The following is a 26076-nucleotide window of genomic DNA, read 5'->3' on the forward strand; positions in this document are numbered from 1 at the left end:
TTTTTTATTATAGCTGGATAATCTTACGATAGCTTCTTGAAGTAATCATAAAGATAAGTACGTAGATGAGGGCAAAGATCCCACAGATAGAAAGTGTTACGGTTAACATCATGGCTGTATCGATAACTCCAATAACCTTGAGAATCAAACTTAACATGTGATAAGCAAAGGCCAAATGTAGAAAGGCGAAGATTAGCGGAAGGAAGAAGACAGTCAAAACTTGCTTGTTAATAGTTTGCTTGATTTGTTTTTGGTCTAAGCCAACTTTTTGCAGGATAACAAAGCGCTCACGGTCTTCATATCCTTCAGAAATTTGTTTGTAGTAGATGACCAGAACAGTTCCGACCATAAAGATAATGGATAGGAAAATACCAATAAAGAAGACACCGCCAAAGAGGACACTCATTTGAGCACTAGCATCTGCTAGATTGCTACCATACACATAGCTACCTTCAGTGTTTAATTGAGCATTAAACTTTTGTAAGTATTTTTCATATTCTTCAGCGACCTTGATTTGTTCTTCTTCACTGATATTTACATTCATACCACCGTAAAGCTGATTATAGATAGCCGAATCTGAGAATTGGTCCAAAAAGGCTTGTAAATCTGGAACAACAAGATAATTGTAATCAGCAGTAAAAATATTAAACTGATTTGGGACATGGTTCACAATAAAATCTTTAGTAAATTCTTCTTTTACAGAAAATTGATGGTCATTTAAAGTTAGATTTTTCTGTCCTTTTAGTCCATCATTCTTAGCAAAGAGTCCGACCTCATTGCCTGATAGAGAAAGTTTTTGACCAGTCATATTTTCATATTCTTTTTGGTCAAATACCATGAAAACTGTTTTTGGTTGGACACGGTTTTGTCCTTTTTCAAAAATGGTTAACTTGGTTCCTTCTTGATTTGCAACACCAAAGTTACTGTAACGAAGAACTTCTTTCTCTTTGACACTATAACCTTTGTCACTTGCAAACTGGCTCAAGAGTTTGTCCAAATCTTCTTTTTCAACATTTTGTCCAGTAATCCCAAAGTCATGCGGATTCATCACTTTTTTAAAGCTTTCTGAGGCATTGAAAATGCTTGTTGCTGCTGACATGGTTACTAAAACCATTGTTGACAAAATTGCGATAGTTGCTAGTCCAACCGCATTTTTCTTCATACGGAAAATCAAGTTGGACACTGGGATGAGATTATTTGGTTGGTAATAGTATTTTTTATTTTTCTTTAAGATTTGAAGGAAAACTGTAATCCCTGCATTGAACAAAAGATAAGTACCAAAGATAACCAGCAAAACAGCTAGGAAAAATGTTGTTAGGGCTGTAAGAGGATCTTTTACTGTAAGGGCAAGATAATAGCCAATCCCTAAGCTAATGGAACCAAGAATGGTTTGGAGAAGAAGGAAGCGACCTTTTTTCTCTCCGCTTGCTTTCTCACGCGAGAGCTGGAGGGCATTCATACGGGCGATTCGAAGGGCATTCAGAAACATGAGGCCTAGGAAAATCAAACCAAAGACAACAAGTACTGTAATGACAACTTTCATCTGGAAGGTAGCGACCATCTCAACCTTTAATTTCATCAGTTTAAGCAAGAACGCGAAAATCAACTTGTCAAACAAGGCTCCAACACCGATACCTGCTCCAACAGTTAGAATTCCAAATATCACCAACTCTTTAAAGGTCATACTGATCAGATGACGCTTCTCCAAGCCCAACATACCATAAATCCCCAACTCCTTGGAGCGGTTTTTCATAACAAAACTATTGGCATAAAGGACGATAATGGCTGACGCAAGAGTGACGACAAACATACCAAATCCTAGAGTAGCTTGAATGGTGGATCCTCCACGGATTTCCGCAATCTTGGGATTGAAGGTCAGAGAGTAAAAGAGATAGCTTATAGTGACTGCCAAAATGACAGACAGTGCAAAAGGGTAATAGAGTTTGCGGTTTTTGATTAAGTTGGAAATGGCCAACTTATTGGTTAATCGAAACATACTAGTTCACCTCACTTGCCATAACAGTCAAGGTGTCAGAGATTTCTTGGAACATCTGACGATCCGTCTTTTCACCTCGATAAATTTGATTATAGAGAATACCGTCCTTGATGAAAAGAACACGTTTTGCACGGCTGGCCGCAGCTGTTGAGTGGGTTACCATGAGAATGGTTTGTCCTTGCTCGTTGATCTGATCAAAGATATCAAGGAGGGCTGCAGACGATTTAGAGTCTAGGGCACCTGTTGGCTCGTCCGCAAGAAGAATTTCTGGTTCTGTGATGATAGCCCGTGCAACTGCTACCCGTTGTTTTTGCCCTCCAGAGATTTCATAAGGGTACTTCTCCTGCAATTGATTGATGCCAAGATTTTCAGCCGTTACGACCAATTTTTTCATCATTTCTGTAATAGGCTTTCTAGACAATACCAAAGGGAGTAAGATATTGTCTTTAACAGAAAGCGTATCTAACAAATTAAAATCTTGGAAGACAAAGCCTAACTTTTCACGACGGAAGCTTGATGCTTCAGAATTTTTAATGGTGGCTGTGTCAGTTCCGTTTAGGAAGACCTGCCCACGCGTTGGCTTGTCAAGCATAGCAAGAATATTGAGTAGAGTAGATTTTCCAGATCCAGACTCACCCATGATAGCGACGTAGTCGCCTTTTTCAACGGTAAAGTGAATATCTTTCAGGGCTTCTACTTGGTTGCCTTGAAAGCGAGTTTTATAAATCTTTTGTACGTGTTTTACATCTAATAGTGTCATGATAATCTCCTTTTTAATATCCCATTAATTGAAACTGAGCCTGCATCATTTGAATGCCGAGCTCAACTCGCTCGATATCCTTAGGGCTCGGTTTACTTGTTTGTTTCTTCTGTAAAATATTTTTCATTGTTTTGCTCCTTTATCTTTATGATATAAGTGTACTCTAAAAAAAGAGTTGGTTCCATAACATAACCTTACAAATGGAGCTTTAATCTTACATTTTTGTAAGATTAGATTATTTTTTTCGATATGAACTACTATTAGTTTACCACAAATTTTTAAGCAAAAGAAAAACCCTTGTAATTACAAGGGTTTAATAGTTCAAATAAATGGTAAGATGGTTACCAAAACCAACCTTTGTCATCATCGATTGGTTCAGCTTCTTTCATTTTGCGTGGGCCTGTTCCGTACATGTCAGCTTCGATATCTTCCTTGATTGGCAAGATATAGGCTAGGATGATATAGATGATGATTCCGAGTCCAAAATTTGCGATTGTAAAGATAGCAAAAATAAAGCGTACCAATGTCACATCAAGATCCCATCTATCAGATAGTCCAGCAAGAACTCCTGATATCATCCGATTTCGTCTCATTTTATAAAAATTTTTATTCATGATTTGTACCTCTTTCGGTATTCTTGAAGTAAGTATAACATGAACTAAAGCTCCCTGCATCAGTCCTTGGGCTGATTTTGTAGGATGAGCTTCCCATGACAAAGACCACATCGATAACGTTTTGTATCAATTCGACGTTTTCTCTGATAAGCTTGGCCACAAGAGTGACATTTATAAACCAAAGCTGGTTTTTGAGAAGCAGTTGATAAGGGAGGAACAAAGCGGAGACCGTCTACTTCTTTTAACAGTTCTTTAAAAGCTATATCTTTATGTTTATATCCTTTACCTTCGTAGTATAAATGATAATGACAGAGTTCGTGACGAACAATCTTCCGAAAAACTTCTAACCCTAGCTCTTGATAGACTTTTGGATTAAAGTCTAAATGCCCATCCTTAGGGAAAAATCGTCCACCTGTCGACCGCAGACGAGAGTTCCATTGTGCTTGGTGTTTGAAAGATTTTCCAAAGTCTTCTAAAGAGACTTGTTTAACGTAATCAGTTAGATTCATCTGGTGCAAGGAGCGACAGATTTACTTTTTCGCGTTGGACATCGATTTTTTTTACCCAAACTGTTACCAAATCACCAACTGAAACGACTTGACTAGGATGCTTGATAAATTTCTTACTCATGTGAGAAATATGAATAAGCCCATCCTCATGAATACCAATGTCAACAAAGGCACCGAAGTCAACGACATTGCGAACTACTCCCTCAAGTTTCTGTCCAACTTTTAAATCCTTGATATCCAAAACATCTTGGCGTAGAACTGGAGCATCAAAAGAATCACGGAAATCACGACCTGGTTTGAGAAGGTCTGCAATAATATCTTTAAGAGTTTCTTGACCAAGGTCTAATTCTTTTGCTATTTCCTTGATTGAAATAGATTTGAGTTTAGCTTGCGCTTCTTCATTTAGGTCTTTAATGTCCAAACGTTTGAAGAGTTCCTTGACAGCACCATAGTTTTCCGGGTGAACACCTGTATTATCAAGGATATTGCTGCTTTCAGGAATGCGAAGGAAACCTGCTGCCTGTTCAAAAGCTTTTGCTCCCAGTCGAGGTACTTTCTTGATTTGAGCACGAGAAGTGATTTTGCCTTCTTCTTCACGATACTTAACGATGTTTTCTGAAATCGTTTTGTTAAGCCCTGCAACATGGGAAAGTAGCGCTGGACTGGCTGTGTTGACATTGACACCGACTTGGTTAACGACAGTATCTACGACAAAGTCCAGACTTTCAGACAATTTCTTTTGGCTAACATCGTGCTGGTATTGACCAACACCGATAGATTTGGGATCAATTTTAACCAATTCTGCAAGTGGGTCTTGCAAACGACGAGCGATAGAAATAGCTGAACGTTTTTCAACGGTTAACTCAGGAAACTCTTGACGGGCAAGTTCGCTGGCAGAGTATACAGAAGCTCCACTTTCGCTAACAATAACATAGCTGACTTCTGGAAAATCTTTGAGAACTTCAGCAACAAAGGCTTCACTCTCACGGCTGGCAGTTCCATTTCCGATAGCGATGATTTCAACACCGTATTGGCCAATCAAATCTGCTAAATCACGTTTGGCTTCCTCAATCTGACGAGCTGAAGCTGGTTTGACTGGATAAATAACTTTCGTTGTCAGCATCTTCCCAGTCGCATCTACAACTGCAAGCTTGGCACCTGTACGAAAGGCAGGGTCAAATCCAAGGACCACGCGCCCTTTAAGAGGTGCAACAAGGAGAAGATTTCGAAGGTTTTCTGAGAAGAGTTGGATAGCTCCTTCTTCTGCCTTTTCTGTTAGCTCGGCACGAATACGACGCTCAATAGCTGGTAATACTTTTTTCTTAACAGATTGCTGAATCACTTCGTCTATATAAGCATTCTTAACCTTGAAACGAGCAGCAAAGAAGGCTTGAATACGATCAACTGCATGCTCAAATCCAATCTTCAAAATGCCTAGCTTCTCACCACGATTAAGAGCAAGCGTACGGTAACCCTGCATATTGGCAACTGTTTCTGAGAAATCGTAATAAATCTGAAAAACTTGCTTCTCATCCAAACTTTCGTCCTTGACTTGTGAAGTAATCTTAGAATGTCTAAGGACCTCTTGATAAGTCATTGAACGCAAGTTGACATCTTCAGATAGTGCTTCAACCAAGATATCAACAGCACCTGCTAAAGCATCTTGTGGGGTCTCGAAACCTTCACATACAAATGTTTCTGCTTCCTTTTCTAGATCAGAAACATTCTGTAAGATTAAACGAGCAAGAGGAAATAGCCCTGCCTCACGCGCAATGGTTGCCTTGGTGCGACGTTTTTCCTTATAGGGAAGATAAAGTTCTTCGACATCTGCTAATTTTTCAGCTGATAGAATTGCTTCTTCTAACTCCTTAGTTAACTTGCCTTGCTCTTTGATTTTTGCTAAGACCGCTTCCTTACGATCATTTAGAGCAGTTAAACTCTTATCGAGGTCGATAATAGCCTTAATGGCCACCTCATCTAGACTTCCGGTCATATCTTTCCGATAACGGGCTATAAAGGGGATAGTTGCTCCTTCTGCTGTCAAAGACAAGACAGTATCAATCTGCTTTAAAGTTACACCCAAATCTTGGGAAATTTTTTCATATTTTTTATCCATGAAACTATTATACCATAAGCGCGAAAGCTTGTTTTCATTAATTTGTTGCTTTATTTCAACTTTATAAAGATAAAAAGGAACTTGATTATAAAATATAACTATTTCCCAGAAATAATAGTATAATAGTGTTAACTAAAAGAATCGAGGTATGCCTTATGGCTGTTAAATTTACAAAAACTGATGACTTAGATAAAATGTTCGAAGAGTTTGCCAAACTTCCTGATTTGAAACAAGTAACATTTCCTGATGACAAAGAAAAGAAAGAAAAAGCAGAAAAGAAAAAATAGATGGATCTCTTTCAAAGTCTGCATTCAAGTGTTTTACAAGCTGGTGCCATTTTTCTATCAATTATCCTTGAAGCTTTACCCTTTGTCTTAATTGGTAGCATAATCTCTGGTGCTATTGGAGTCTATGTCACTCCTGAAAAAGTTTATCAATTTCTCCCTAAAAATCGCTTGGGGAGAATCTTTTTTGGTACCTTTATAGGATTTCTCTTTCCTTCTTGTGAATGTGGAATTGTTCCTATCATTAATCGTTTCTTAGAGAAAAAGGTTCCTAGCTATACGGCTGTTCCTTTTTTGGTCACAGCTCCTATCATCAATCCCATCGTACTTTTTGCGACCTATTCAGCCTTTGGTAATTCTATTCAAATGGTTATCCTAAGAGCTTTAGGCGCATTTCTAGTAGCTACTATATTTGGAATCTTTCTTGGTTTTGTCTGGGAGGAACCTATTCAAAAAGAAAATAGATTGGCTTGCCATGAGCATGATTTTTCTCACTTGTCAAAAAGTCAAAAACTGGTTCAAGTCTTTATCCAAGCTATTGATGAATTCTTTGATATGGGACGTTATTTGGTCTTTGGCTGTCTTTTTGCCAGCATAGTCCAGGTCTATGTACCAACTCGTATCCTGACATCCATCAGCGCAACACCACTACTTGCTATTGTTCTTTTGATGGTCCTGTCCTTCCTTCTATCACTCTGTAGTGAAGCGGATGCCTTTATCGGTTCTTCTCTTCTCTCTAGTTTTGGCTTTGCTCCAGTGCTTGCCTTTCTGGTTATAGGCCCTATGCTTGATGTCAAGAACTTACTCATGATGAAGAATTATCTTAAAACTCGCTTTATTTGGCAATTCATGACCATTGTAACTCTTGTTGTTCTTGTCTATTCTTATCTAGTCGGGGGGATGCTATGATTCGATTTTTTATCTTATTTGGCTATTTTATCTTAACCCTTTATCTGCACCTATCAGGTAAGCTCAATCAGTATCTAAACCTCCACTACTCATATCTGGCTTATATCACTATGGTTTTATCTATGTTACTAGCCATTGTTCAAGCCTATATTTGCTTCAAGCGTTTGAAAGAACATAGTCACTTGCATAGTTTTTCAGCTAAGCTTGCTAGTTTTATCCTCTTAAGTTTACCCTTGTTAGTTGGATTTACCTTTCCAACTGTCACTCTGGATTCACAAACAGTATCGGCAAAAGGATATTATTTCCCTTTGTCGGAAGGAACTGACAAGGCAATTCAAGCAAGTGAAGGAACGAGCAGTCAATATCTCAAACCGGATACCAGTCGCTTTTATTCACAAACAGCTCATGAAAATATTGTTAGGAAAACTGCTGATAAATACTTAGCTCAATCTAGTATAGTTATCAATGATGAAAATTACCTGGAGGTCATGGAAGCTATCTATGATTATCCAAATGAATTTGAAGGCAAGGAAATCGAGTTTATTGGCTTTGTCTACAACGATCCAAATCATACCAATAGTCAATTTGTTTTTCGTTTTGGTATTATGCACTGTATCGCTGATTCAGGAGTTTTTGGCCTCTTAACCATAGGAAATACCAATCATTATGAGAATAACACCTGGGTAAAAGTCAAAGGTAAGATTAGCAATCACTATCATAAGGAACTCAACCAGGTTCTCCCAACCCTTGAAGTCCAGTCTTTCATCAAAGTGGACAAACCTGAGAACCCTTATGTTTATAAAGAATTTTAAAAAAGTAGCCTGAGCGGGCTACTTTTTGTTATTATCTCACAATATCTTTATACATGTCCGGCCTTCTATCTCTAAACAAGCCCCAGTTTAGGCGTTCATTTGCACCCTTGTCGAGATCATAAGTAGTTAAGAGGATGGCTTCGTCTTGTCGTTCTGCTTGAGTCAAGATAGCTCCTGTTTCATCGGTCATAAAGGATGAACCGTAGAAATTCAGACTTGAACTTTGTCCTCCATTTTCCTCGCAAGGAGTGACTTCTTCCAAACCATAACGATTGGCTGCAATAACTGGGACAATATTTGCTGCTGCGTGTCCTTGCATGGTACGTTGCCAATGTCCACAACTATCTGTATCTAAAATTGGCTCCGAACCAATGGCTGTTGGGTAAAAGAGCAATTCTGCACCATTTAAGGCAAGGCAACGGGCTGTTTCAGGGAACCACTGGTCCCAGCAGATTCCAATACCAATCTTGGCATAGCGAGTATCCCAAATTTTAAAACCAGTATTTCCAGGAGTAAAGAAGAATTTCTCTTGATAATAATGGTCATCAGGAATGTGAGTCTTCCGATAAACGCCTAGTACTTCTCCATCTGCATCAATGACAGCTATCGAATTGTATAAGACATTACAATCCTTTTCGTAGAAACTGATCGGTAAAACGACCATTAGTTCCTTGGCAATTACTTTAAAATGCTGAATAGCTGTATTTTCTGTCACCGACTGGGCATACTGGTAGTATTCATACTGACGTTCCTGACAGAAATAGGGACGTTCAAATAATTCAGGCAAGAGAATAATTTGCGCACCTTGCTCAGCAGCTTGTCGAACTAGACGTTCAGCTGTTTGGATATTCGTTTCCACATCCTTAGCGCATTGCATCTGAATAGCTGCAACCGTTACATTTCTCATCTTTTTCTCCTATTCTGGAATTTGTTGGGTAATACAGTGGATATTTCCACCACCTAAAAGAATATCTCTTGCAGGGATTCCTACGACTTCACGGTCTGGGAAACACTTACTCAGGATATCCAAGGCCACTTGGTCGTTTTCGTCCTGAAATTGTGGCACCAAGACAGATTTATTGGCAATATAGAAGTTCACATAGGATGCTGCTAAACGCTCACCAGCATAGCGCTCCTCTTCTCCTTCTTCATATGAATAGCCCGGCAAATCTTCTTCCGTCACTACTTGATGAAGCGCTGGAATTGGAAGTTTATGGATGGTGAAACTCCGCCCCTTTGCATCTGTTTCATTCTCCAAAAGAGCTAGATTTGCAGCAGACATGGCATACTGGGGATCGTCTTGGTCGTCCGTCCAAGCTAAAACAACCTCAGCAGGACCAACAAAGGCTACTACATTGTCGACGTGTTCATTGGTTTCGTCCTGATAAATGCCGTAAGGTAGCCAGATGACTTTTTCAGCTCCAAGACTCTCTAGTAAGGCATTTTCAATCTCCTCTTTAGTCATGTGAGGATTACGACCCGGACTGAGGAGGCAACTTTCAGTTACAAGAATCGTTCCTTGACCGTCACTGTGAATAGCTCCACCTTCTAGTACAAAAGGTTTTGCATCGTAAACAGGTATCTCTAAGACTTCTGCAAAACGACTGGCCACTTGGTCATCTGCTTCATAGTCCTGGTAGAGACCATCCACAGCACCACCCCAGGCATTGAAAGACCAGTCTACCGCTAACTTTTCCCTTTTATCATTAAGGAGAATGGTCGGACCAGTATCACGAGCCCAGGCATCATTGGTTGGGATATCTAGATAAACGACCTGATCTCCAAGATAGGATTGGGCTTCAAATAGATAGTCCTGCTCCACCAAAAGATAGACTGTTTCCCCTTGAGCAATGGTTTTAATAATCTGGCTAAAAGCTGTTTTTGCAGCCTTACCTTGAAATGGCCATGATCCTGGTCGAGTAGGCCATATCATGAGGGTCCCATGATGGGGTTCATACTCTGCTGGCATGCGATAACCTAATTTCTTTGGACTGTCCATCATGATAATCTCTCCTTAAAGTCTTGGTAACCAAAGGCCTTGACTAGACTGCATTCACCCTCTTTATCCATGAGATACAAACTTGGTAGCCCAATGCCGTTAAAGGTATTATTCTTAACAAAGGAGTAGATTGCCATGTCCTCAAAGTACAGTCTATCTCCTATCTCAACTGGATTTTCAAAACTATAGTCACCAATGATATCACCTGTTAAGCAGGTATTAGAAGATAATCTATAAGTATAAGCTTTTTCTTTCGCTTCGAAACCGTCTCTCAATGGTGGGCGATAAGGCATTTCAAGGACATCAGGCATATGGCAGCTTGCTGAAGCGTCTAGTACTAAGGTCTCAATCCCATTTTCAACGATGTCTAAGACTTCAGTAGCTAGATAGCCCGCATTAAGAGCAATCGCTTCTCCAGGTTCAATATAAACGTCAAGGTTATAAGTTTCTCGAATACGCTTTATTTCAGAAATCAGCAAATCAACATCGTAATCTTCTCTTGTAATGTGATGTCCACCACCCATATTGAGCCATTTAACGTGATGCAAGTACTGTCCAAACTGGTCTTCTACTGCTTTTAAAGTTGTCGCTAAATCATCTGCCCCTTGCTCACAAAGAGTGTGGAAATGAAGTCCGTCCACCAAGTCCAGCAAATCACTCGGTATCTTATCTGAAGTCACTCCGAAACGGGATCCAGGAGCACAAGGGTCATAAAGCGCGTGGTCACCCTGCGTTGAACATTGAGGATTGATGCGAAGACCTACACTGATCCCAGCCTCACGACAAATTTGACCGTATTTTCGTAATTGTCTCTCTGAGTTAAAAACAATGTGATCAGATATTTGAAGCAACTCTTCCATGTCAGCTTCCTTGAAAGCAGGCGCAAATACATGGACTTCCCCTGGAAATTCTTCCCTAGCTAACTTAGCTTCATAGAGTCCACTAGCCGTTGTACCAGAGAGATATTGGCTGATTAGGGGATAGGTTTTATAGAGAGAATAAGCCTTTTGAGCCAGTAAAACCTTGCAACCTGCTTTTTCTTGAACCTCTTGTAGAATGCAGCAATTCTCTTCTAATTTTCCTAAGTCAATGATATAAGAAGGCGTTGGTACTTGTTCTAACTTCATTAGTCCACCATTTGTGGATTTTCAACCACAACCCATGGCAAACCGTATTTATTTAAAGCTTCCATGAATGGATCTGGATCCAACTCTTCAAGATTATACACTCCTGGTTGTTTCCAAGTGCCATCCATCACTAATTTTGTTCCAATCATAGCAGGAACACCTGTTGTGTAAGAAATTGCCTGTGAACCAACTTCTGCATAGCACTCCTGATGGTCGCAAACATTGTAAATGTAGATTGTCTTTTCAACGCCATCTTTGACACCTGTAAAGATACAACCGATATTGGTTTTACCAACTGTGCGTGGACCAAGGCTTGCAGGATCTGGAAGCAAGGCTTTCAAGAATTGGATTGGAACGATTTCTTGTCCGTTAAAATTAATAGCATCTGTACGAAGGAGGCCAACATTTTCTAAGCATTTCATGTGTGTAAGATAAGATTGACCAAAAGTCATAAAGAAACGAATCCGTTTAACGCCTGGAATGTTTTTGGCCAATGATTCAATTTCTTCATGGTGAAGAAGATACATGTCTTTTTGCCCAACTTGAGGAAAATCATACTCACGCTTGATAGACATAGCTTCGACTTCTACCCATTTTCCGTCTTCCCAGTATGAACCTGGTGCAGAAACCTCACGTAGATTGATTTCTGGGTTGAAGTTTGTCGCAAATGGATAACCGTGGTCACCACCATTACAGTCTAAAATATCGATATAGTGGATTTCGTCAAAGTAATGTTTGAGGGCATACGCTGAAAAGACGCTAGTTACCCCTGGATCAAAACCAGATCCAAGCAGAGCTGTTAATCCTGCTTCTTTGAATTTATCCTGATAAGCCCACTGCCATGAGTAATCAAAGTAAGCTGTAAAACCAAGTTCCTTGCAACGTTTCTCATAGATGGCACGCCATTCAGGGTCTTCTGTATCCTCAGCCTCATAGTTGGCTGTGTCAATATAGTGGACACCTGTCGCCAAACAAGCATCCATAATGGTCAAATCTTGGTATGGTAAAGCTACGTTCAAAACAGCTTCTGGCTTGTAGCTTTCAATCAAGGCAATCACTTCTTCTACTTTGTCAGCATCAAGAGCAGCTGTTTCAATTTTAGTACTTGTTTTTCCTTCTAATTTAGCCTTTAAGTCATCACATTTCGACTTTGTACGGCTAGCAATCATAATTTCTTTAAAAGTTTCGCTATCTTGACAAATCTTTGAAATAGCAACTTGGGCAACGCCCCCACATCCGATAACTAATAAACGACTCATTTTTTTCCTTCCTCTTCTTCTAAAATGTCTTCTACATACTTAGGCAACATAAAAGCACCAATATGTAAGTTTGCAGTGTAGTATTCTGTGAAAAGCTGGCGTTTTTTCCAGCCTTCCTTGTCAAAATCTTTGACAGGGTGATATTTTTTCGATGCAAACCCAAATAACCAATAGCCAGCAGGACTGGTTGGAATATGCGCCTGATAGACCCGGCTAATTGGAAAGGCTTGATTGACCTTACGGTGCATGCTTCGGCAAGCAGACTCATCTTCGTCAAAGAAGGGACTACCATGCTGATAAATCATGATTCCATCTTCTTTCAAGGCTCTATAGCTATTGCCGTAAAATTCCTTAGTAAAGAGCCCTTCTGTATGTCCAAATGGATCTGTCGCATCGTTGATGATAATGTCGTAATCATCTTCGCAATTTCGTAAAAAGCGAAGTCCATTTTGGTAGTAGATGGTAACACGAGGATCATCTAGCCCTGCAGCAAAGTCTGGAAAATACTCTCGACAGACCTCAACCAACATCTCATCCGGTTCCACGATATCGATTTGTTCCAATTCAGGATAAAGCGTTAATACTTGGGCAACACCACCGTCGCCACCCCCGATAACCAAGACTTTCTTTGGATTGGGATGGACAGCCATGGGAACGTGGACAGTCATTTCGTTGTATACAAAGTCATCTGCATCTGAGAACAAGACATGCCCATTTAAAATCAAAATCTTTCCAAAAGCTGGCGTATCTAAAACTTCAATATCCTGCCATTCACTTTTACCAGCGTAGAGTTGTTTGGCTGTTCTCAGGGATAATTTCACATCTGGAGTATGAACTTCAGAAAACCATAAATCCATTTAGTTCTCCTTTCTCTCAATAACATTGATGTGATTGACCTCTGGATCTTCCGTTCCTTGGAGGGAACAACCACGTTCTTTGGCAAATTGGATATAATCAACAATTTCTCGTGTGATCCGTTCACCTGGCGCTAGAATTGGAATACCTGGAGGATAGCACATGACAAATTCCCCGCATACTTGACCAACGGACTCGTCTAATGTTAAGCTTCTTCTCTCTGCATAGAAGGCTTCCTGAGGAGACAGCACTAGCTCAGGCTGAATATATTCTCCAGCAATCAAATCTTTTCCATCTCGTGAATATAGTCTCTTGATATCAGCCAAAGCACCAACCAAGCGTTCAATGTCTTGAATGCGGTCCCCTATCGAAATGTAGGCTAAGATATTCCCAATATCGCCAAACTCGATCTGAATGTCATATTCATCTCTCAAAAGGTCATAAACCTCAATACCTGTTAGACCGATTCCTTGGGTGTAAACTGACAGCTTGGTCACGTCAAAATCGCAAACGGACACACCGTCTACTAGCTCTTTTGAGTAGGCATAGTAGCCACCAATAGCGTTGATTTCTCGACGAGCGTACTCAGATAGCTCAATGACCTTCTCAAAGGACTCTTTGCCACGAAGGGCTAAGTTTCTACGAGAAACATCCAAACTAGCCATTAGTAAGTAGGATGCTGATGTCGACTGTGTCAGATTAATAATCTGACGTACGTACTCAGGATTCATCTGATCGCCAACTAAAAGAAGTGAACTTTGTGTCAAGCTGCCACCAGACTTATGCATGGATACAGCTGACATATCTGCTCCTGCATCCATAGCGGATAGAGGAAGTTTATCTGTAAAGTGCAGATGAGCACCGTGCGCCTCGTCTACTAAGACTTTCATTCCTGCAGCGTGAGCCATCTCCGTTAGCCCCTTAAGGTCTGAACAAATTCCATAGTAGGTTGGATTGTTTATCAGGATAGCCTTAGCATCTGGATGGTCCTTTATAGCTTGTGCTACACGCTCATTTTCAAGTCCCAGTGCAATACCTATTTTTGGATCCACACTCATCTCGATATAAATGGGAATGGCGCCACATAAAACGAGTGCATTAATAGCTGATTTATGGACATTTCGAGGGAGGATGATCTTATCTCCCGCTTTACAGGTGGAGAGAATCATGGTTTGTACCGATGATGTTGTTCCACCGATCATTAAAAAGGCATGAGCTGCACCAAAAGCTTCTGCTGCCAACTCCTCTGCTTCTCGGATAATCGAAATGGGATGCCCTAGATTATCCAAAGGCTTCATAGAATTAACATCTATACCAACACACTTTTCCCCTAACAGTTCGACTAATTCTGGGTTACCGCGTCCCCGCTTGTGACCTGGTACATCGAATGGTACAATTCTTTTCTTTCGTAACTTGACCAGCCCCTCATAGATGGGAGCTTGGTTTTGATTTAACATGTTTTAGACATACTCCTTTATCATAGTTTTCTTACCTTAATCATCTAAGGCTCAAAAGGTACTCATGAAAAAAGAGCAGGTTGGCACCTGCTCTACAATCTACTGACGTGTTTATGTTTGTTTCTTTTGAGTATGTCTGTTCCTGATGTTTCCTAACTCTCTAGTAGCAAATATTACGTACTTTATTGATCGTTTCACAAGATGACGTGTGCTTTCACCACACTAACAAATCTATACGAATTAGGACAAATGTCCTAACATCAACTTATAAAAGTAGGCTTTTAACCCTATCAATAATGTGGCTTTCCAACCACGCTTCGGCATTCAACCCTGCCTGTCCGTAGGCATTTTTTAGTCGGGTTTATATTTGCTAGAAAACATCATCTCATTTTCTAAGCTTCATTACTATATCATGTTTTCAGAGACTTGTAAAGTATTTCTAGAAACTTTTTTAAATAAATTCATTTTTTCGTTCGTGAAATTAATTTAACTTGAAAATAGAAACCGTTTTAAATTAAGTTTTAAAAAACTAAAAAGGAACTAAAATAGTTAGTCCCTTAATTATCTATAAGTACAGTCACTAATTAAAAATATATCTACTCATTTTTCGCTATTTGAACAGCTAGCTCAAAATCAGTCATCAAATAATTTTCATCTAGACGGATAAGGCTGTAATACTCATTCCAAAATAGAGAGTCACTGTTACTTGACCACTGTAACCCATACCACAATTGAGTGACATCGTTTGTACTTGATGGTGGAGTGGACCATAGATGCTTTTTAAAAGTTTTTTGAACAAGAGGAAGGTCCAATCGCTTAGTTAAGTCGAGTTCATCTAACTTGAAAGTGATATAATGTTTCTTTGCTTCTTCAATACTGTCTTTATTAAATCGAACCTGAATAACCTTAGAATCTTCTAAAGCCACATCCTGGTCCTCAGCACCGTAAAAGGAAATACTCCCCAGTACTATGCCATCTTTTGCTAGGAGATAGGGAGCGTAAGGGACTGCATTGCTATCAAGTCTGAAGCCTTTTTCGATGGTAACTGTTTTATCACCCGAATACTTTTGGAAACTTCCGTCTGTCAGGAGTTCTTCGTAGTCACTAGCACCATCGCCCTGTCTTACATAGATATCAAATCCAGCATCCATCAGCTCACTGGCTTTAGTTTCTGCTAAAATGATTTTACTTTCATTAATTTGCAAAATCGGTGCTTGAGGTGGCAAACCAATCGTGAGATTAAACATGACTCCTACCAGAAAGACCATAAAGGTTATAAGGAGGGCAAGTAAAGATTTTCCAGTCCTTTTTCTTGCATTGAAAAGAGCCATTATAGCTGGGAGGAGGATCATTTTGGCTAAAATAGAATTCCCAACACCACCTCTATTTAAGGTCTGAAAAGCAAAGATCCCTGCGATTACAATCAGGGACAGGTAGACCAAAATCTCTCCTAAACCCAGTTTTTCTGTTCGAGTTTGTTGATTTACAGGAGTTTCGTACAATGACTGCCCATTCTCTTTCCTCTTTTTTAGAAAGAGATAAAAACCCAGACCGAGTAGCAGATTAAAGATTGAAAAAACTATTAAAGTACCTATAATCACCGTTCTACCCATGGCTCTCTACTCCTTTACGTTCTCTCTCAAATCTTATCTTTCTCTTTAATGTCCAATTCCCAACTAATAAAACGATTAGTAAGAAAGGACTACCTTCTATCCGTACAATCGGTATAGCATGAATGTCAATGATACCCATCTTTTATCTTTAAGGATTTTGCTGATATTTCTGGCTCTATTTCCCAAGAAAGTGCTATAATGGAGCTAATAAATTGTTCTGTATTCATTGGTGAGAAAAGGGGAAATAGCCATGTTCACTACTGTTGTTTTGATTTTTTATGCTCTTCTCTTTCTATCCTTATGCTTTACCATTTATCTCTATATTAGACTTGTAGTTGCGGTTAAAAAAGGCAAAGACGCTCCTAAATGGATTTATAAATTTGGCCATGCTATTCAAGGAAGAATTCACGTTGATTATGAAGAAATCACTGATGCCAATGCCCTAAAGGAGATCCATTGGTTCTTGCTGATCTATTTAATCGTAAATCTAGTCGTTTTAGCTGGCTTCTACTATCATGGTAATAGCTTTCCTCAAGCCATTTATGAATGTTTGAAAAAACAATTTTTTATCGTACTTGTTAGTATGGTTTTAAAAAGTATTGGCAAATTTGTTGTACTGGCTATAAGAAAAAACTTTCATAACAGTCATGTCTATGCATCAACCAACGCTTTTATCGGGATAGCTTTTTTAACAAGTTATGTTTTTATGTTTTGCATCATGATGAGTGGTCTTCCAGCTCAACCTGTTCCAGTAACCATTCAAGATACCACTGTCATTATCGGGGAGACTAAGGCTTCCGAGCTTTTGGACAAAGGCTTTAGCTTCGAAGATAAAAGTCCAGAGACTTCCATCACCAACCCAAAAAACGACCACTTCTACTACGGTCAGCTTCTCGAAGTCAAGCGAGATAATCAGTCCTACGGCTTTATGAGCCTTACTCCTACAGGAAAAGATACTGATCAACTTAAAAACTGCGTCATCACCTATTACAGAACACCTAAGGATAGCAATCAACTAGAAGAAATTTCCATCAATCATGTCAAGCTAGCAAATCTCAAGCTCCAAGACTTTCAAACGCGAAAATTAATCGATATCTTTGAAGTCAATCCAGCTGATTATAATGTTTCTGATAAGGATACCAACTTTATCCTAACCATCCAAACAGCAGATTACGATCTCTGGAAAAGATACCGTATTGAATCCAAGTTCAATTCAGATGGTTCGATTGATAGCTATGGAGTCAGAGCCCAACATAGCGTGTGGGAATGATGGAGTGTTAGTTTTAGTCATTAGTAAGCATATAATCAAATAGATGAGCGTTTAGGCGCTCCTACTTGATTTTATGCTTATTCATTTTTTCTTGGAAAATATCTGTAAGAATTTGTCGTAATTCTTGAGCTTCTTTTTCTGGAAGTTGCCCTTCTTGTTCAGCAACAGCGTACAATTCCGGATAATCAAGAGAGATTCTCTTAATCGTACGAGTAATTGCATGTTTTCTAACAAAAAACGGGATACGCTTAATGTATTCTTGAGGGATTAAGGCGATAATCTTATCAGCAGTTTCTTTATCACTAAGTTTAGAAAATGTTAATCCCTTTTTAATCATTTCTTGTTCTTGTTTCGTAAAATCTTGTAATTCCATATTTTTACTCCTTATCTTCAACGACTTGTTTTTGTATGAGAGCTATTCTTACTATTCATGAAAATGGTATATCTAGATACCCACGTTTATGTATTTCTTTGTTAAAAATTTCTTATTCTTTTAACTGTGAATAAACTTCTATATGCTGCCCTAGTACCTTGATTTCTACTGGTAAATTATCGGATTTGTCACCATCAACATCTGTTTCTAATTCACTATCTGAAGAGATTTTGAGGTGACGAGCTTTTAGATACTCGATATTATCATTTACGACAACATCTCCCTTTAATAAATCAGGGATTACAGACAATTTAGTGAGAATAGACGCATCTTTTAAAATCAAAATATTGGCATAACCATCCTTGTTTTCGTCAAAAATCTTCTTGTCAGCGAAATAATTGGTGAAGAGAACTAAAACATGGCTGGCTGGGCCAATATAATTTCCATTTTCAGTCTCAACTGTAATATTAAATGCTTGATCTGTAACCACAGACTTCATGGTATTAATCGCATAGGCGAGCATGCCAAACTTCGTCTTATCTTCTATCCCAACATTATGGATGGCTTCTGGTAATGAACCAATACTAAAGATATAACCAAAATAGTTTCCGTTAGATTTTCCGATATCAATCTTGTTGGTAGAACTAAAATCTAGCTCGTCAATCGCACCGTCAATATCTTGATTGATTTCTAATAATTTCGTAATGAGATTTCCAGTTCCTCCTGGGATAATCGCGAGTTTAGGAATATAATCTTTTTCTGCAATACCAGAGATTACTTCATTGACAGTCCCATCTCCACCAAAAACAAGAACAGCATCATAATGCTCTCGAGAAGCTTCTTCTGCAAAGTTTGTTGCATCTTGAGCTTTTTCTGTAATTTTAATCTCTACATCATCAAAGTAGTCTCTAGCTTTATTTTCTAACTTCACCTTATAATCCAAAGCTTTTTCGCCACCAGAGGTTGGATTGATGATTACCATAATTTTTTTCATTTATAATTCTCCTGTCATTAAATTTCATTACTTTAACTAGCCTTATCAAGTTTGGTCCATATACATTTTGACTGCTAGGTATTCCTGATCTTTAGCATAGGAAAATACTTCTGAATTTCTAATGTATTCAAAAATATTTTCCTCTAAATCCTCATCCCAGGTTGATTCACTAAAAATTTTATTCTCACGACTAGCTTCATAGAAAATATCAAGGTGTACTTGATAAAATTCTTCGTCTTCATTCGGAACTTGCCTTACTAATGAAAGTTGAAACAAGGGTTTATCAGATATACTTGTAAATGTCCCTGTTTCAAATAAAATCATTTCATCCTCAACAGGCTCACGACACAAATCTTCAAAGATAGCTACCATATCCCCCAAGGGCATCTTATCGGTGATTCTTTCTTTTAAAAATTCAAGTGATTGTTTCATTTTTTTCCTCTTTCTAGATGTTTTCGTTCTTAGAATAATCCTATTAAAAAATAGAATTCCCACCCCCTTTATTATACTACATTAACAGAAAAAAAGACTGAACCAGACGGTTTTCACCTTGGTTTCAGTCTAGTTTTTTTATAACGAAGAAGTCTCTATGAAGACTCTATTTCAAATATAAACCCTTAACTTAAAATTGATTCATTAGGTCTAAGCTGAATTAAAAGTAAGCATTTTCAATTTGTAACTCACATCCTCTAGAAATTCTCATGAGCGACTTCTTCAAGATAGTCATCAAGATGATCGTAAATTTGTATTTCTTCTTCTGAACTATCTTGTAAAACTGCAAATACCTTCACTTTATCATCATTGACAAATACGAAATTATGTTCACCAAAATAAGCCTGATAACCCTTGTCAACTAAGGTCCAAAGTTCATCTTTTTTTAAACCGAAAATATCTTTTTTCACTATATAATCTTTCCCGATTGTCATTTTCATAATGCTTTTTCTCCTTAAAAAAACTAATAGTTCAAAAGATTTTCTCTTTGCAAATTAATCAGGTCACACAAGAAGTGACACAATCTTAAAACGAACATTGGTTGACTATTAAATATCTTCCATCGCTTCTTTCACATACCCTTCGACATCTTCAATCTTTACAAACAACGGGTCTAAGTGACACAAAAAGTGCCAATCTTTGGTGCCGCGTTTTCTGTAGAGAATCGCTTCGCCGTCTTCACTTCCGAAAAAGCTTCTGTCAACTTCATACCCTTTGTTTTCTAGGAATACTTTTGCCTTGCGGAAGTTAGCTTCTCGTGCTTCGACATAAGCTTTCACTTCATCGTTATTCACGACATATGCATCTACTTTTGTAGCTCCTTCGATCATTTTATCGTTTTTAACGGATAGATTCGAAATTTCTTTCCAAATAATGTACACATTTTCCTCAGAATTAAACGAAAATCTAGATAAAGGGACAATATTTCCATTGAAGACAATCTCCATATAATCTGGTAGATTTTTTGGATTAAAATACTCCACATCAAAACTATCTTCTTTTTCTAAAGTATATCCCGGGATTTGCGCTACAAAGGCTCTTCCCTCTTCTAAAGAATCAAACACGACTAAATCTTTTTTATAATCACCTTGATACAATTCCAATATAACCATCGATAACCCTCTGTCATTCAGTATCGGTCCGCATAACGCCTATCTATTATTTTATTACAACCGTTTCTTCCCATCGTCTGAGGACATCCTTTAAAGGCTCATCTAGATAGGTATATGCCTTTTTCTTAATCCAATCAGGTATACCATAAGCAGCCTCTGCTATACTTCCTGTGATGGCAGCAAGAGTGTCACTATCTCCGCCGAGAGAAATAGCATTTCTGATAGCATCTTCGAAGTCTGTACTTTCAAGAAAGGCAATGATGGCCTGAGGTACCGTATCCTGGCAAGTTTCATTGAAACGATAAGTAGGACGAATTTCATCTAGTGTTTGAGAAAGATTATATCCATACTCTTGCTCTATGTATTCCTTGATGAGTCTCTTGCACTTTGTAGGGTTATCGTTGATCGGTTTTCCATAGTCACCACTGTAACCTCCAAAGTAATAACGACACATAAAGATAGCATCAGACGTCGCCATAGCTCCCTTGACCCCCTCTGGATGGTTATGCGTCACCTCTGCAGAAAGTCGTGCAAGAGTTCTTCTGGACGGCCAGGCTCCCGTTCGTGCACAAAAACTACAATCCATGGTCCAGGCACATGGAGAAACACGCATTGCTGAGCCATTTCCAAAGCTATTATAAGGTTCTCGATCGTCGCCATCAACCCAATTTCCAAATCTTGCACCGTAACCTGCATCGGGATACATCCTACCATATTTTTTCATGGCGTCAATAAAGTCATCCTTCTGACTGCCATTCATAATGGCTTCTGCAACAGCACAAGTCATCACCGTGTCATCTGTGAAAAAACAATCGTCCCTAAACAAGGGAAAATCCTTCGTTTTAATGTTGTCCCATTCATAAACAGAACCTACAATGTCTCCAACTATTGCTCCTAGCATCAGATTCCTCCTTATGATATATCAGATTCATCACACATTTCCAATGGATCACTCTTTAAAAACGGCTCAACCAAATCAATCCACTCTTGAGGCAGATAAGCTGACAAATAGCCATGATGATAGCCCTTGGCTTCATACAAAATCGTATTTGGATGCAGTTTTTGAAATAATTTTGCCGATGCTTTCACACAGTTCAATTCTTTTTCACCATAAATATACAGAACCTGCGCCTTGCTAGCAGAAATCGTATCCTTAAGTTTGTAACGCTCCATATAGGTTTTGTAAATAGTCACTAATGTTTTGATAGGTGTCCTTGGCAGATCCTCCAAATAATAAGCTTTTAGTTCCTCTGGATAAGCGAGTTTAGGATAGATTTTGTTCATCATGCCTAATTGAAGTTTACAAGAAAATTTACTAAACATCAGCTTGCCAAATAGACGTACCAGAAAGATGCTGAGTTTAGCCAACCCCGGTTGAGGAATACAAAGGCTTCCGTCTATGATGGCTTTCTCTGCTACATCGCTGTCTATTGACAAAAGCTCCATAGCAATTTGACCACCAAGTGAAACGCCACCAATCGCAAATACCTTCCCACCACAATTCTCTTTGATATAGTCCAAGATTTCCAAGGCAGAATCTTCAGTGGAAACATAATCGAGTTGATATTCCTCCCCGTGGCCATTTAAAGTAGGTAAAATAACACGGTATTCTCCCGACAAGATTCGTGCTTGACGAAGATAGTTCCACCAAGAACTGCCACCGCCATGTATCAGTAGGATAGGAGGCAAATTCTTATCCCCAAATTCATGGAATTTCATATTTAAACTCCTTCCTGTAGGATTTTTAGTAATACTTTGCCGAGTAATCAGCACCAGGATACATTCTACCATACTTCTTTGGCGTAATTAGGATGCATCATAACATGCGTATATCGTATTTTCTCATTTCCACATATTTCTCACTGCTCATATGGGATTGCTCCTCATTGCTCTGCAAATTCAGTTAAATCAATAATATATATTTTTTCAACCTTTATACGGTAGTCCTTTTCTATTCCACACCCTCACTACCTCTTATTTTATATTTGAAATTTAATGCTTCCATAATTTCATTCATGATATCCAAATCAAACTCTTTCTTTGAGATATCCATCGATTTAAGCATCTTCTTATTATTTCTAAGAGACTTCCATAATAGCTTTTTATCACGATCATAAAGTTCAATCTTATAAAGAAGATTTGCTAAAGACACAATAAAATCCTTGTGTTCTGTGCAAGTCTCTTTATTTATTTCTCTATCTTTCCAAGACATAAAGCTATCAAAATCTTCCTCAGAAAATTTAGGTAATAATCCTTGTATTGGATTTACTAGCAACTGCGTTGATGAAAGCATCAGATTTACATATGAACCAAGTGCATATTGTTGCGCTTCAGACATCTTATTATAATCTAACCCAAAACTTTCAATTTCACCTATGGCATCAGTTAATTTACTGTTCTCATCAATAATTCGACTAATACGTTCCTTTAATTCAATAATAGCAAGCTCATATGATTTTATATCTCTTTCACTTATAGCAATAAATACATTTTCTAAGTGGTTCTTATCACTCTTACTTTTCCAAAAGATTAATCCACTAGCTAATAAAGAGACACCGGCGATAGCCCATCCAACTGGACCCGCCAAAGCAAGAAAAGCATTTCCTGCTGCCATTCCGCCACCACCTGCAGCAAGTGCTCCACCACCAAGCCATGCCAATGCAGCATTAGTAGCCGCAGCTCCGCTTAAAGTAGAGATAGCAGTACCAGTTGATGCAACTCCAAAAGTTGTAGCAACACCCATTGCTACTGTCGGCCCCATTGTTACTACTGCAACACCCAGTCCTGTTCCAGCTGCTCCTACACCTGCATTTTTTACTGTTACATTTTTATAGTCCTTATCAATCTTATCTGCTTGTTGCTTCCAATTTAATCTTATCTGTTTTAATTCTTCATACTGAAGCTTCTGTTCACTAGGTACATTGCGTATTTTATCAAATTGTTCCTGTATGCTTGTTAATGACTTGTATAAACTTCTTGTATATTCTCCTAGCTCTCCAATGGCATTATTTGTTTCTTTGATTGCAGCCTGAGCTTTATCTTGAGCTACTTGGAGTTTTGATTTCTTCTGTTTCTTTTTACTCATTCTTCTTTCTCACTCCCTTTAAAATAAGAATCGATATCTGCTTTATTTCTAAGTATCTCATCTTTAGGAACATTTCTTTTTTCTGCCAAAATTACAGACTTCTCAAAGGCTTGAACATACATATCACTTTCTTTTAATTCTCTTGTAAATAACAGCAATGACTCATCATCATATATTTCAGCAAGGAACTTCAAACCATCAACATAATCAGCGAGTATTAATTTTTCACGTTTCATGATAATTATATTCTCTTTGATATCATGACGCTTTAAACCTCTGCTTGTCTCTCCATATAATGAAAACGTAAATCTTCCAATTCCGAAAATATTCAATCTCATCACAAATTCGGTAACATTAAAGCTACCACCACCTTTACTAACGCCTCTTGCAATAGCATCTCCTGCGTCTATAACACAGAAAGTACCATGTGCTACTGTCAACATTCGTTTTACTGACGCATTCGAAAATGGTTCACATGACTTCCATAACAACGGAAAGGATCTATCGTCCTTTTTTGTTATTGAGAAATATCTTACTAGACGTCTTATTGAATAAATTAACCTTACCAATGATTCATTAACTAAGACCGGTATAGTTTGTGCCGTCTGAAATCTTGTATCATAGCCTTGCTTATAAATATCGAGTGCTAGTTCATTTATTGATTTATCAAATTCTCCAACAGGAAGATTAAAGTTCCTCTTTATTGTAATAATATCATTTGTCCAGCTCCATAAAGGTGAAGGAATACCCATCCCTCTTCCTTTACTACTTGATGATCCTGATATATCTGAGATCAAGTGTCCGAACCAATTTGCAAATCCGCAGAACAGTTTGCTTGGTATATCTTTACCTTCTAAATGAAAATCACCATCAAATTTAGAGAATGTGATCAATTCTCCTTCTGAAACAAAATGCGATGTATTTGTAAACTGATCTAGAATGGAAAAGAAGATCCCAAGTATTGTAGGATTGTGTCCTAACGACTTAAAATGATGATTAGTTGGCGTCAAATCCTTTAATTCCTTCGCTATGTCTCCAATACCATTTTGATCGTAAGGTATTTTGAACTTTTTCTCTAAGTGTCTAATTGCTGATGATAAATTTCCTTTATCACCCCTCCATCCACACAATTTAGCAAAGTCTTCTGTTCTATTAGCAAACCACTTATCTGTAATTTCTCCAATTGGAGACTCTCCCGGTTTTCCTACCAAAAATACATCTATAACACCACATAGGGCTCCACTACACGCAGATAAAATGTAATCGGTCTTATCACATTCAGGTGTTAGCTTTTTCAAGGAATCTAAGCTTTCCTCTAATTTACTAGATACTAAATCAAGTTCACCTTTAGCTGTAGATAGTGCTGTCTTGATATCAGAAGCAAACTTATACCCATTTTCATTTATGCCGAGCTCCAACAACATGAACGGTTCATTATTTATCTTTTTATGAAATGTAGTCATCTGCTCCAATTACTCCTAATTCTACGGTTTCTATCGCATGTGTCGGAAGTATCCACTTCTACTTCACTGCTTCAATATGGAACAAGTACAAACTGAGATTTACTTAAATGAAATCCACTCTGCCTTTGATAGACAGGTTATGTGTTCTGTGCGAAGAACCTCTTCCAGAAGAAACGGCATCTATTATTCCACTTGACATTACAATAGAAAATTCTCTAACAATAATCATCTAAATTGGCCAATCGTCACATTCAATAATGGATATCCTTATCTAACATTTAAAACCATTTTTCCTCACAAATTCTATTACTAGCCAATATCGTATAAATTAAATAACCAACAAAAATTATAAAAAAATAACATAGCAGCCAGTTTTACAACTTACTACTTTTCATATGATAATTTACAAATGTCTTTCCAGCCACTCGATCTTTTTAAAATCCTTATTGTTATTGTGATCATTTCGATAGGAGTCTTGAGAAGAAGCTTTGTAAATACTTAGATACTGCTCCAGACTTGGAAGACGAAAAGTGATGCCTTCAATGTGAATAAGCTCTATATCCGATTCCGAAACTCCTGCAAAATCAAGTAAGGAATCGATACTTCCAAATTCAACACTCTCTCTATCCTTTTGGAATTCATGCTCATGAATATCTATTAAGACGTAGCCTAAGTCTTTCATCACTTTCATTATCTTGTCCCAGTCATAAATTCTGAGATGGTCAGGTGCTTCCCAACCTCTAGGGTCACCAGGTACATGAATGTCAATGTCAGACGGCCCCCAATTTTCTTTCGTTCTAAACTCCAATCCCAAAGACCCCATCAGTGTCGGTGTAATTCCGACTCGATTTAAATGGAAACAAATGGTTTTAAATTCTTTAAATAAGAGACTCATGTTTACTCTAAACCTTTCATCTAAATGTTCGTTATTCCTACTTTATTACCGTGAACAAAATCATCTTCATTTTCTAGAGTAT

The 26076-nt window shown here is 38.3% G+C and carries 26 protein-coding genes; 4 read left to right on the forward strand and 22 right to left on the reverse strand.

All coding sequences use genetic code 11. The features are described from left to right. Nucleotides 1-7 precede the first annotated feature (7 nt). The 5 genes from ACXYSN_RS02425 to ACXYSN_RS02445 all read right to left on the reverse strand — a co-directional run bounded on the left by ACXYSN_RS02425 (nt 8) and on the right by ACXYSN_RS02445 (nt 5995). Nucleotides 8-1996, reverse strand: coding sequence for an ABC transporter permease (locus tag ACXYSN_RS02425; protein WP_458636027.1), 1989 nt, complete (start codon nt 1994-1996; stop codon nt 8-10). A gap of 1 nt (nt 1997) precedes the next feature. Further along, nucleotides 1998-2756: an ABC transporter ATP-binding protein gene (locus tag ACXYSN_RS02430; protein WP_006152604.1), complete on the reverse strand. Its 759-nt coding sequence runs from the start codon at nt 2754-2756 to the stop codon at nt 1998-2000. Between the two features lie 341 nt (nt 2757-3097). After that, nucleotides 3098-3370 carry a PspC domain-containing protein gene (locus tag ACXYSN_RS02435; RefSeq protein ID WP_458636028.1) on the reverse strand — a complete coding sequence of 91 codons (273 nt, stop codon included), beginning with the start codon at nt 3368-3370 and terminating at the stop codon, nt 3098-3100. A 59-nt stretch (nt 3371-3429) separates the two neighbouring features. Beyond that, entirely contained in the window at nt 3430-3879 is a 450-nt protein-coding gene (locus ACXYSN_RS02440; protein ID WP_458636029.1) for a SprT family protein, read from the reverse strand. Continuing rightward, nucleotides 3866-5995, reverse strand: a complete 2130-nt coding sequence (locus ACXYSN_RS02445) for a Tex family protein (RefSeq protein ID WP_458636030.1) — start codon at nt 5993-5995, stop codon at nt 3866-3868. The genes ACXYSN_RS02440 and ACXYSN_RS02445 overlap by 14 nt, the downstream gene beginning before the upstream one ends. 155 nt (nt 5996-6150) lie before the next feature. Between ACXYSN_RS02445 and ACXYSN_RS02450 the strand changes: the two genes are divergently transcribed. The 3 genes from ACXYSN_RS02450 to ACXYSN_RS02460 are packed head-to-tail and all read left to right on the forward strand — an operon-like array spanning nt 6151 to nt 8000. Then, complete coding sequence (locus ACXYSN_RS02450; RefSeq protein WP_148131582.1) at nt 6151-6282, forward strand: SPJ_0845 family protein; 132 nt, start codon at nt 6151-6153, stop codon at nt 6280-6282. Beyond that, nucleotides 6283-7188, forward strand: coding sequence for a permease (locus ACXYSN_RS02455; RefSeq protein WP_458636031.1), 906 nt, complete (start codon nt 6283-6285; stop codon nt 7186-7188). Continuing rightward, nucleotides 7185-8000 (forward strand): TIGR03943 family putative permease subunit, encoded by an 816-nt coding sequence (locus ACXYSN_RS02460; RefSeq protein WP_458636032.1) that lies wholly within the window; start codon nt 7185-7187, stop codon nt 7998-8000. The genes ACXYSN_RS02455 and ACXYSN_RS02460 overlap by 4 nt, the downstream gene beginning before the upstream one ends. Nucleotides 8001-8031: 31 nt before the next feature. Here ACXYSN_RS02460 and aguB read toward each other — a convergent pair whose 3' ends face one another. From aguB to ACXYSN_RS02495, 7 genes are all read right to left on the reverse strand, one after another. Then, nucleotides 8032-8907: an N-carbamoylputrescine amidase gene (gene aguB, locus ACXYSN_RS02465; RefSeq protein WP_458636033.1), complete on the reverse strand. Its 876-nt coding sequence runs from the start codon at nt 8905-8907 to the stop codon at nt 8032-8034. A gap of 9 nt (nt 8908-8916) precedes the next feature. After that, nucleotides 8917-10002: an agmatine deiminase gene (gene aguA, locus ACXYSN_RS02470; RefSeq protein WP_458636034.1), complete on the reverse strand. Its 1086-nt coding sequence runs from the start codon at nt 10000-10002 to the stop codon at nt 8917-8919. Continuing rightward, nucleotides 9999-11126, reverse strand: coding sequence for a carboxynorspermidine decarboxylase (gene nspC, locus ACXYSN_RS02475; RefSeq protein WP_458636035.1), 1128 nt, complete (start codon nt 11124-11126; stop codon nt 9999-10001). The genes aguA and nspC overlap by 4 nt, the downstream gene beginning before the upstream one ends. Further along, nucleotides 11126-12385: a saccharopine dehydrogenase family protein gene (locus ACXYSN_RS02480; RefSeq protein ID WP_414315901.1), complete on the reverse strand. Its 1260-nt coding sequence runs from the start codon at nt 12383-12385 to the stop codon at nt 11126-11128. The genes nspC and ACXYSN_RS02480 overlap by 1 nt, the downstream gene beginning before the upstream one ends. After that, a complete protein-coding gene (gene speE, locus ACXYSN_RS02485; protein ID WP_049504668.1) occupies nt 12382-13242 on the reverse strand; it encodes a polyamine aminopropyltransferase in 861 nt (286 codons plus the stop codon). The genes ACXYSN_RS02480 and speE overlap by 4 nt, the downstream gene beginning before the upstream one ends. Next, nucleotides 13243-14697, reverse strand: a complete 1455-nt coding sequence (locus ACXYSN_RS02490; RefSeq protein WP_254804010.1) for an aminotransferase class I/II-fold pyridoxal phosphate-dependent enzyme — start codon at nt 14695-14697, stop codon at nt 13243-13245. Nucleotides 14698-15293: 596 nt separating this feature from the next. After that, nucleotides 15294-16310 carry a hypothetical protein gene (locus ACXYSN_RS02495; protein WP_458636036.1) on the reverse strand — a complete coding sequence of 339 codons (1017 nt, stop codon included), beginning with the start codon at nt 16308-16310 and terminating at the stop codon, nt 15294-15296. A 250-nt stretch (nt 16311-16560) separates the two neighbouring features. On the opposite strand from ACXYSN_RS02495, the gene ACXYSN_RS02500 reads away from it, so the two are divergent. After that, a complete protein-coding gene (locus ACXYSN_RS02500; RefSeq protein ID WP_458636037.1) occupies nt 16561-17580 on the forward strand; it encodes a hypothetical protein in 1020 nt (339 codons plus the stop codon). 61 nt (nt 17581-17641) lie between these two features. Here ACXYSN_RS02500 and ACXYSN_RS02505 read toward each other — a convergent pair whose 3' ends face one another. The 10 genes from ACXYSN_RS02505 to ACXYSN_RS02550 all read right to left on the reverse strand — a co-directional run bounded on the left by ACXYSN_RS02505 (nt 17642) and on the right by ACXYSN_RS02550 (nt 25994). Next, a complete protein-coding gene (locus ACXYSN_RS02505; RefSeq protein ID WP_458636038.1) occupies nt 17642-17953 on the reverse strand; it encodes a hypothetical protein in 312 nt (103 codons plus the stop codon). 112 nt (nt 17954-18065) lie between these two features. Continuing rightward, nucleotides 18066-18947: a diacylglycerol/lipid kinase family protein gene (locus ACXYSN_RS02510; protein ID WP_458636039.1), complete on the reverse strand. Its 882-nt coding sequence runs from the start codon at nt 18945-18947 to the stop codon at nt 18066-18068. A 45-nt stretch (nt 18948-18992) separates the two neighbouring features. Beyond that, nucleotides 18993-19379, reverse strand: coding sequence for a hypothetical protein (locus tag ACXYSN_RS02515; protein ID WP_458636040.1), 387 nt, complete (start codon nt 19377-19379; stop codon nt 18993-18995). Between the two features lie 257 nt (nt 19380-19636). Continuing rightward, complete coding sequence (locus tag ACXYSN_RS02520) at nt 19637-19879, reverse strand: phosphohydrolase (RefSeq protein WP_458636041.1); 243 nt, start codon at nt 19877-19879, stop codon at nt 19637-19639. Between the two features lie 108 nt (nt 19880-19987). After that, nucleotides 19988-20551: a hypothetical protein gene (locus ACXYSN_RS02525; protein WP_458636042.1), complete on the reverse strand. Its 564-nt coding sequence runs from the start codon at nt 20549-20551 to the stop codon at nt 19988-19990. A gap of 46 nt (nt 20552-20597) precedes the next feature. Beyond that, nucleotides 20598-21452, reverse strand: a complete 855-nt coding sequence (locus tag ACXYSN_RS02530) for an ADP-ribosylglycohydrolase family protein (protein ID WP_458636043.1) — start codon at nt 21450-21452, stop codon at nt 20598-20600. Nucleotides 21453-21463: 11 nt separating this feature from the next. Next, nucleotides 21464-22270 (reverse strand): alpha/beta fold hydrolase, encoded by an 807-nt coding sequence (locus tag ACXYSN_RS02535; protein WP_458636044.1) that lies wholly within the window; start codon nt 22268-22270, stop codon nt 21464-21466. Between the two features lie 232 nt (nt 22271-22502). Then, entirely contained in the window at nt 22503-23636 is a 1134-nt protein-coding gene (locus ACXYSN_RS02540; RefSeq protein WP_458636045.1) for a hypothetical protein, read from the reverse strand. Continuing rightward, nucleotides 23633-25099, reverse strand: coding sequence for a hypothetical protein (locus ACXYSN_RS02545; protein ID WP_458636046.1), 1467 nt, complete (start codon nt 25097-25099; stop codon nt 23633-23635). Before ACXYSN_RS02545 ends, ACXYSN_RS02540 begins: the two co-directional genes overlap by 4 nt. A 403-nt stretch (nt 25100-25502) precedes the next feature. Continuing rightward, on the reverse strand, nt 25503-25994 hold the full coding sequence (locus ACXYSN_RS02550) for a phosphoribosylanthranilate isomerase (protein ID WP_458636047.1): 492 nt from the start codon (nt 25992-25994) through the stop codon (nt 25503-25505). Nucleotides 25995-26076 lie beyond the last annotated feature (82 nt).

The sequence above is a fragment of the Streptococcus sp. V869 genome, from assembly GCF_054353515.1.

Excerpts from the sequence above, each read along its gene's own strand:
- ACXYSN_RS02440 (WP_458636029.1), bottom strand. The coding sequence starts at position 3,879 with ATGAATCTAACTGATTACGTTAAACAAGTCTCTTTAGAAGACTTTGGA.
- ACXYSN_RS02510 (WP_458636039.1), bottom strand. The coding sequence starts at position 18,947 with ATGAAAAAAATTATGGTAATCATCAATCCAACCTCTGGTGGCGAAAAA.
- ACXYSN_RS02455 (WP_458636031.1), top strand. The coding sequence starts at position 6,283 with ATGGATCTCTTTCAAAGTCTGCATTCAAGTGTTTTACAAGCTGGTGCC.
- ACXYSN_RS02530 (WP_458636043.1), bottom strand. The coding sequence starts at position 21,452 with ATGCTAGGAGCAATAGTTGGAGACATTGTAGGTTCTGTTTATGAATGG.
- ACXYSN_RS02490 (WP_254804010.1), bottom strand. The coding sequence starts at position 14,697 with ATGTTAAATCAAAACCAAGCTCCCATCTATGAGGGGCTGGTCAAGTTA.
- nspC (WP_458636035.1), bottom strand. The coding sequence starts at position 11,126 with ATGAAGTTAGAACAAGTACCAACGCCTTCTTATATCATTGACTTAGGA.
- ACXYSN_RS02425 (WP_458636027.1), bottom strand. The coding sequence starts at position 1,996 with ATGTTTCGATTAACCAATAAGTTGGCCATTTCCAACTTAATCAAAAAC.
- ACXYSN_RS02515 (WP_458636040.1), bottom strand. The coding sequence starts at position 19,379 with ATGAAACAATCACTTGAATTTTTAAAAGAAAGAATCACCGATAAGATG.
- ACXYSN_RS02525 (WP_458636042.1), bottom strand. The coding sequence starts at position 20,551 with ATGGTTATATTGGAATTGTATCAAGGTGATTATAAAAAAGATTTAGTC.
- ACXYSN_RS02500 (WP_458636037.1), top strand. The coding sequence starts at position 16,561 with ATGTTCACTACTGTTGTTTTGATTTTTTATGCTCTTCTCTTTCTATCC.
- ACXYSN_RS02435 (WP_458636028.1), bottom strand. The coding sequence starts at position 3,370 with ATGAATAAAAATTTTTATAAAATGAGACGAAATCGGATGATATCAGGA.
- ACXYSN_RS02505 (WP_458636038.1), bottom strand. The coding sequence starts at position 17,953 with ATGGAATTACAAGATTTTACGAAACAAGAACAAGAAATGATTAAAAAG.
- ACXYSN_RS02460 (WP_458636032.1), top strand. The coding sequence starts at position 7,185 with ATGATTCGATTTTTTATCTTATTTGGCTATTTTATCTTAACCCTTTAT.
- ACXYSN_RS02495 (WP_458636036.1), bottom strand. The coding sequence starts at position 16,310 with ATGGGTAGAACGGTGATTATAGGTACTTTAATAGTTTTTTCAATCTTT.
- ACXYSN_RS02480 (WP_414315901.1), bottom strand. The coding sequence starts at position 12,385 with ATGAGTCGTTTATTAGTTATCGGATGTGGGGGCGTTGCCCAAGTTGCT.
- aguA (WP_458636034.1), bottom strand. The coding sequence starts at position 10,002 with ATGATGGACAGTCCAAAGAAATTAGGTTATCGCATGCCAGCAGAGTAT.
- ACXYSN_RS02540 (WP_458636045.1), bottom strand. The coding sequence starts at position 23,636 with ATGAGTAAAAAGAAACAGAAGAAATCAAAACTCCAAGTAGCTCAAGAT.
- ACXYSN_RS02520 (WP_458636041.1), bottom strand. The coding sequence starts at position 19,879 with ATGAAAATGACAATCGGGAAAGATTATATAGTGAAAAAAGATATTTTC.
- aguB (WP_458636033.1), bottom strand. The coding sequence starts at position 8,907 with ATGAGAAATGTAACGGTTGCAGCTATTCAGATGCAATGCGCTAAGGAT.
- ACXYSN_RS02545 (WP_458636046.1), bottom strand. The coding sequence starts at position 25,099 with ATGACTACATTTCATAAAAAGATAAATAATGAACCGTTCATGTTGTTG.
- ACXYSN_RS02550 (WP_458636047.1), bottom strand. The coding sequence starts at position 25,994 with ATGAGTCTCTTATTTAAAGAATTTAAAACCATTTGTTTCCATTTAAAT.
- ACXYSN_RS02535 (WP_458636044.1), bottom strand. The coding sequence starts at position 22,270 with ATGAAATTCCATGAATTTGGGGATAAGAATTTGCCTCCTATCCTACTG.
- ACXYSN_RS02430 (WP_006152604.1), bottom strand. The coding sequence starts at position 2,756 with ATGACACTATTAGATGTAAAACACGTACAAAAGATTTATAAAACTCGC.
- speE (WP_049504668.1), bottom strand. The coding sequence starts at position 13,242 with ATGGATTTATGGTTTTCTGAAGTTCATACTCCAGATGTGAAATTATCC.
- ACXYSN_RS02450 (WP_148131582.1), top strand. The coding sequence starts at position 6,151 with ATGGCTGTTAAATTTACAAAAACTGATGACTTAGATAAAATGTTCGAA.
- ACXYSN_RS02445 (WP_458636030.1), bottom strand. The coding sequence starts at position 5,995 with ATGGATAAAAAATATGAAAAAATTTCCCAAGATTTGGGTGTAACTTTA.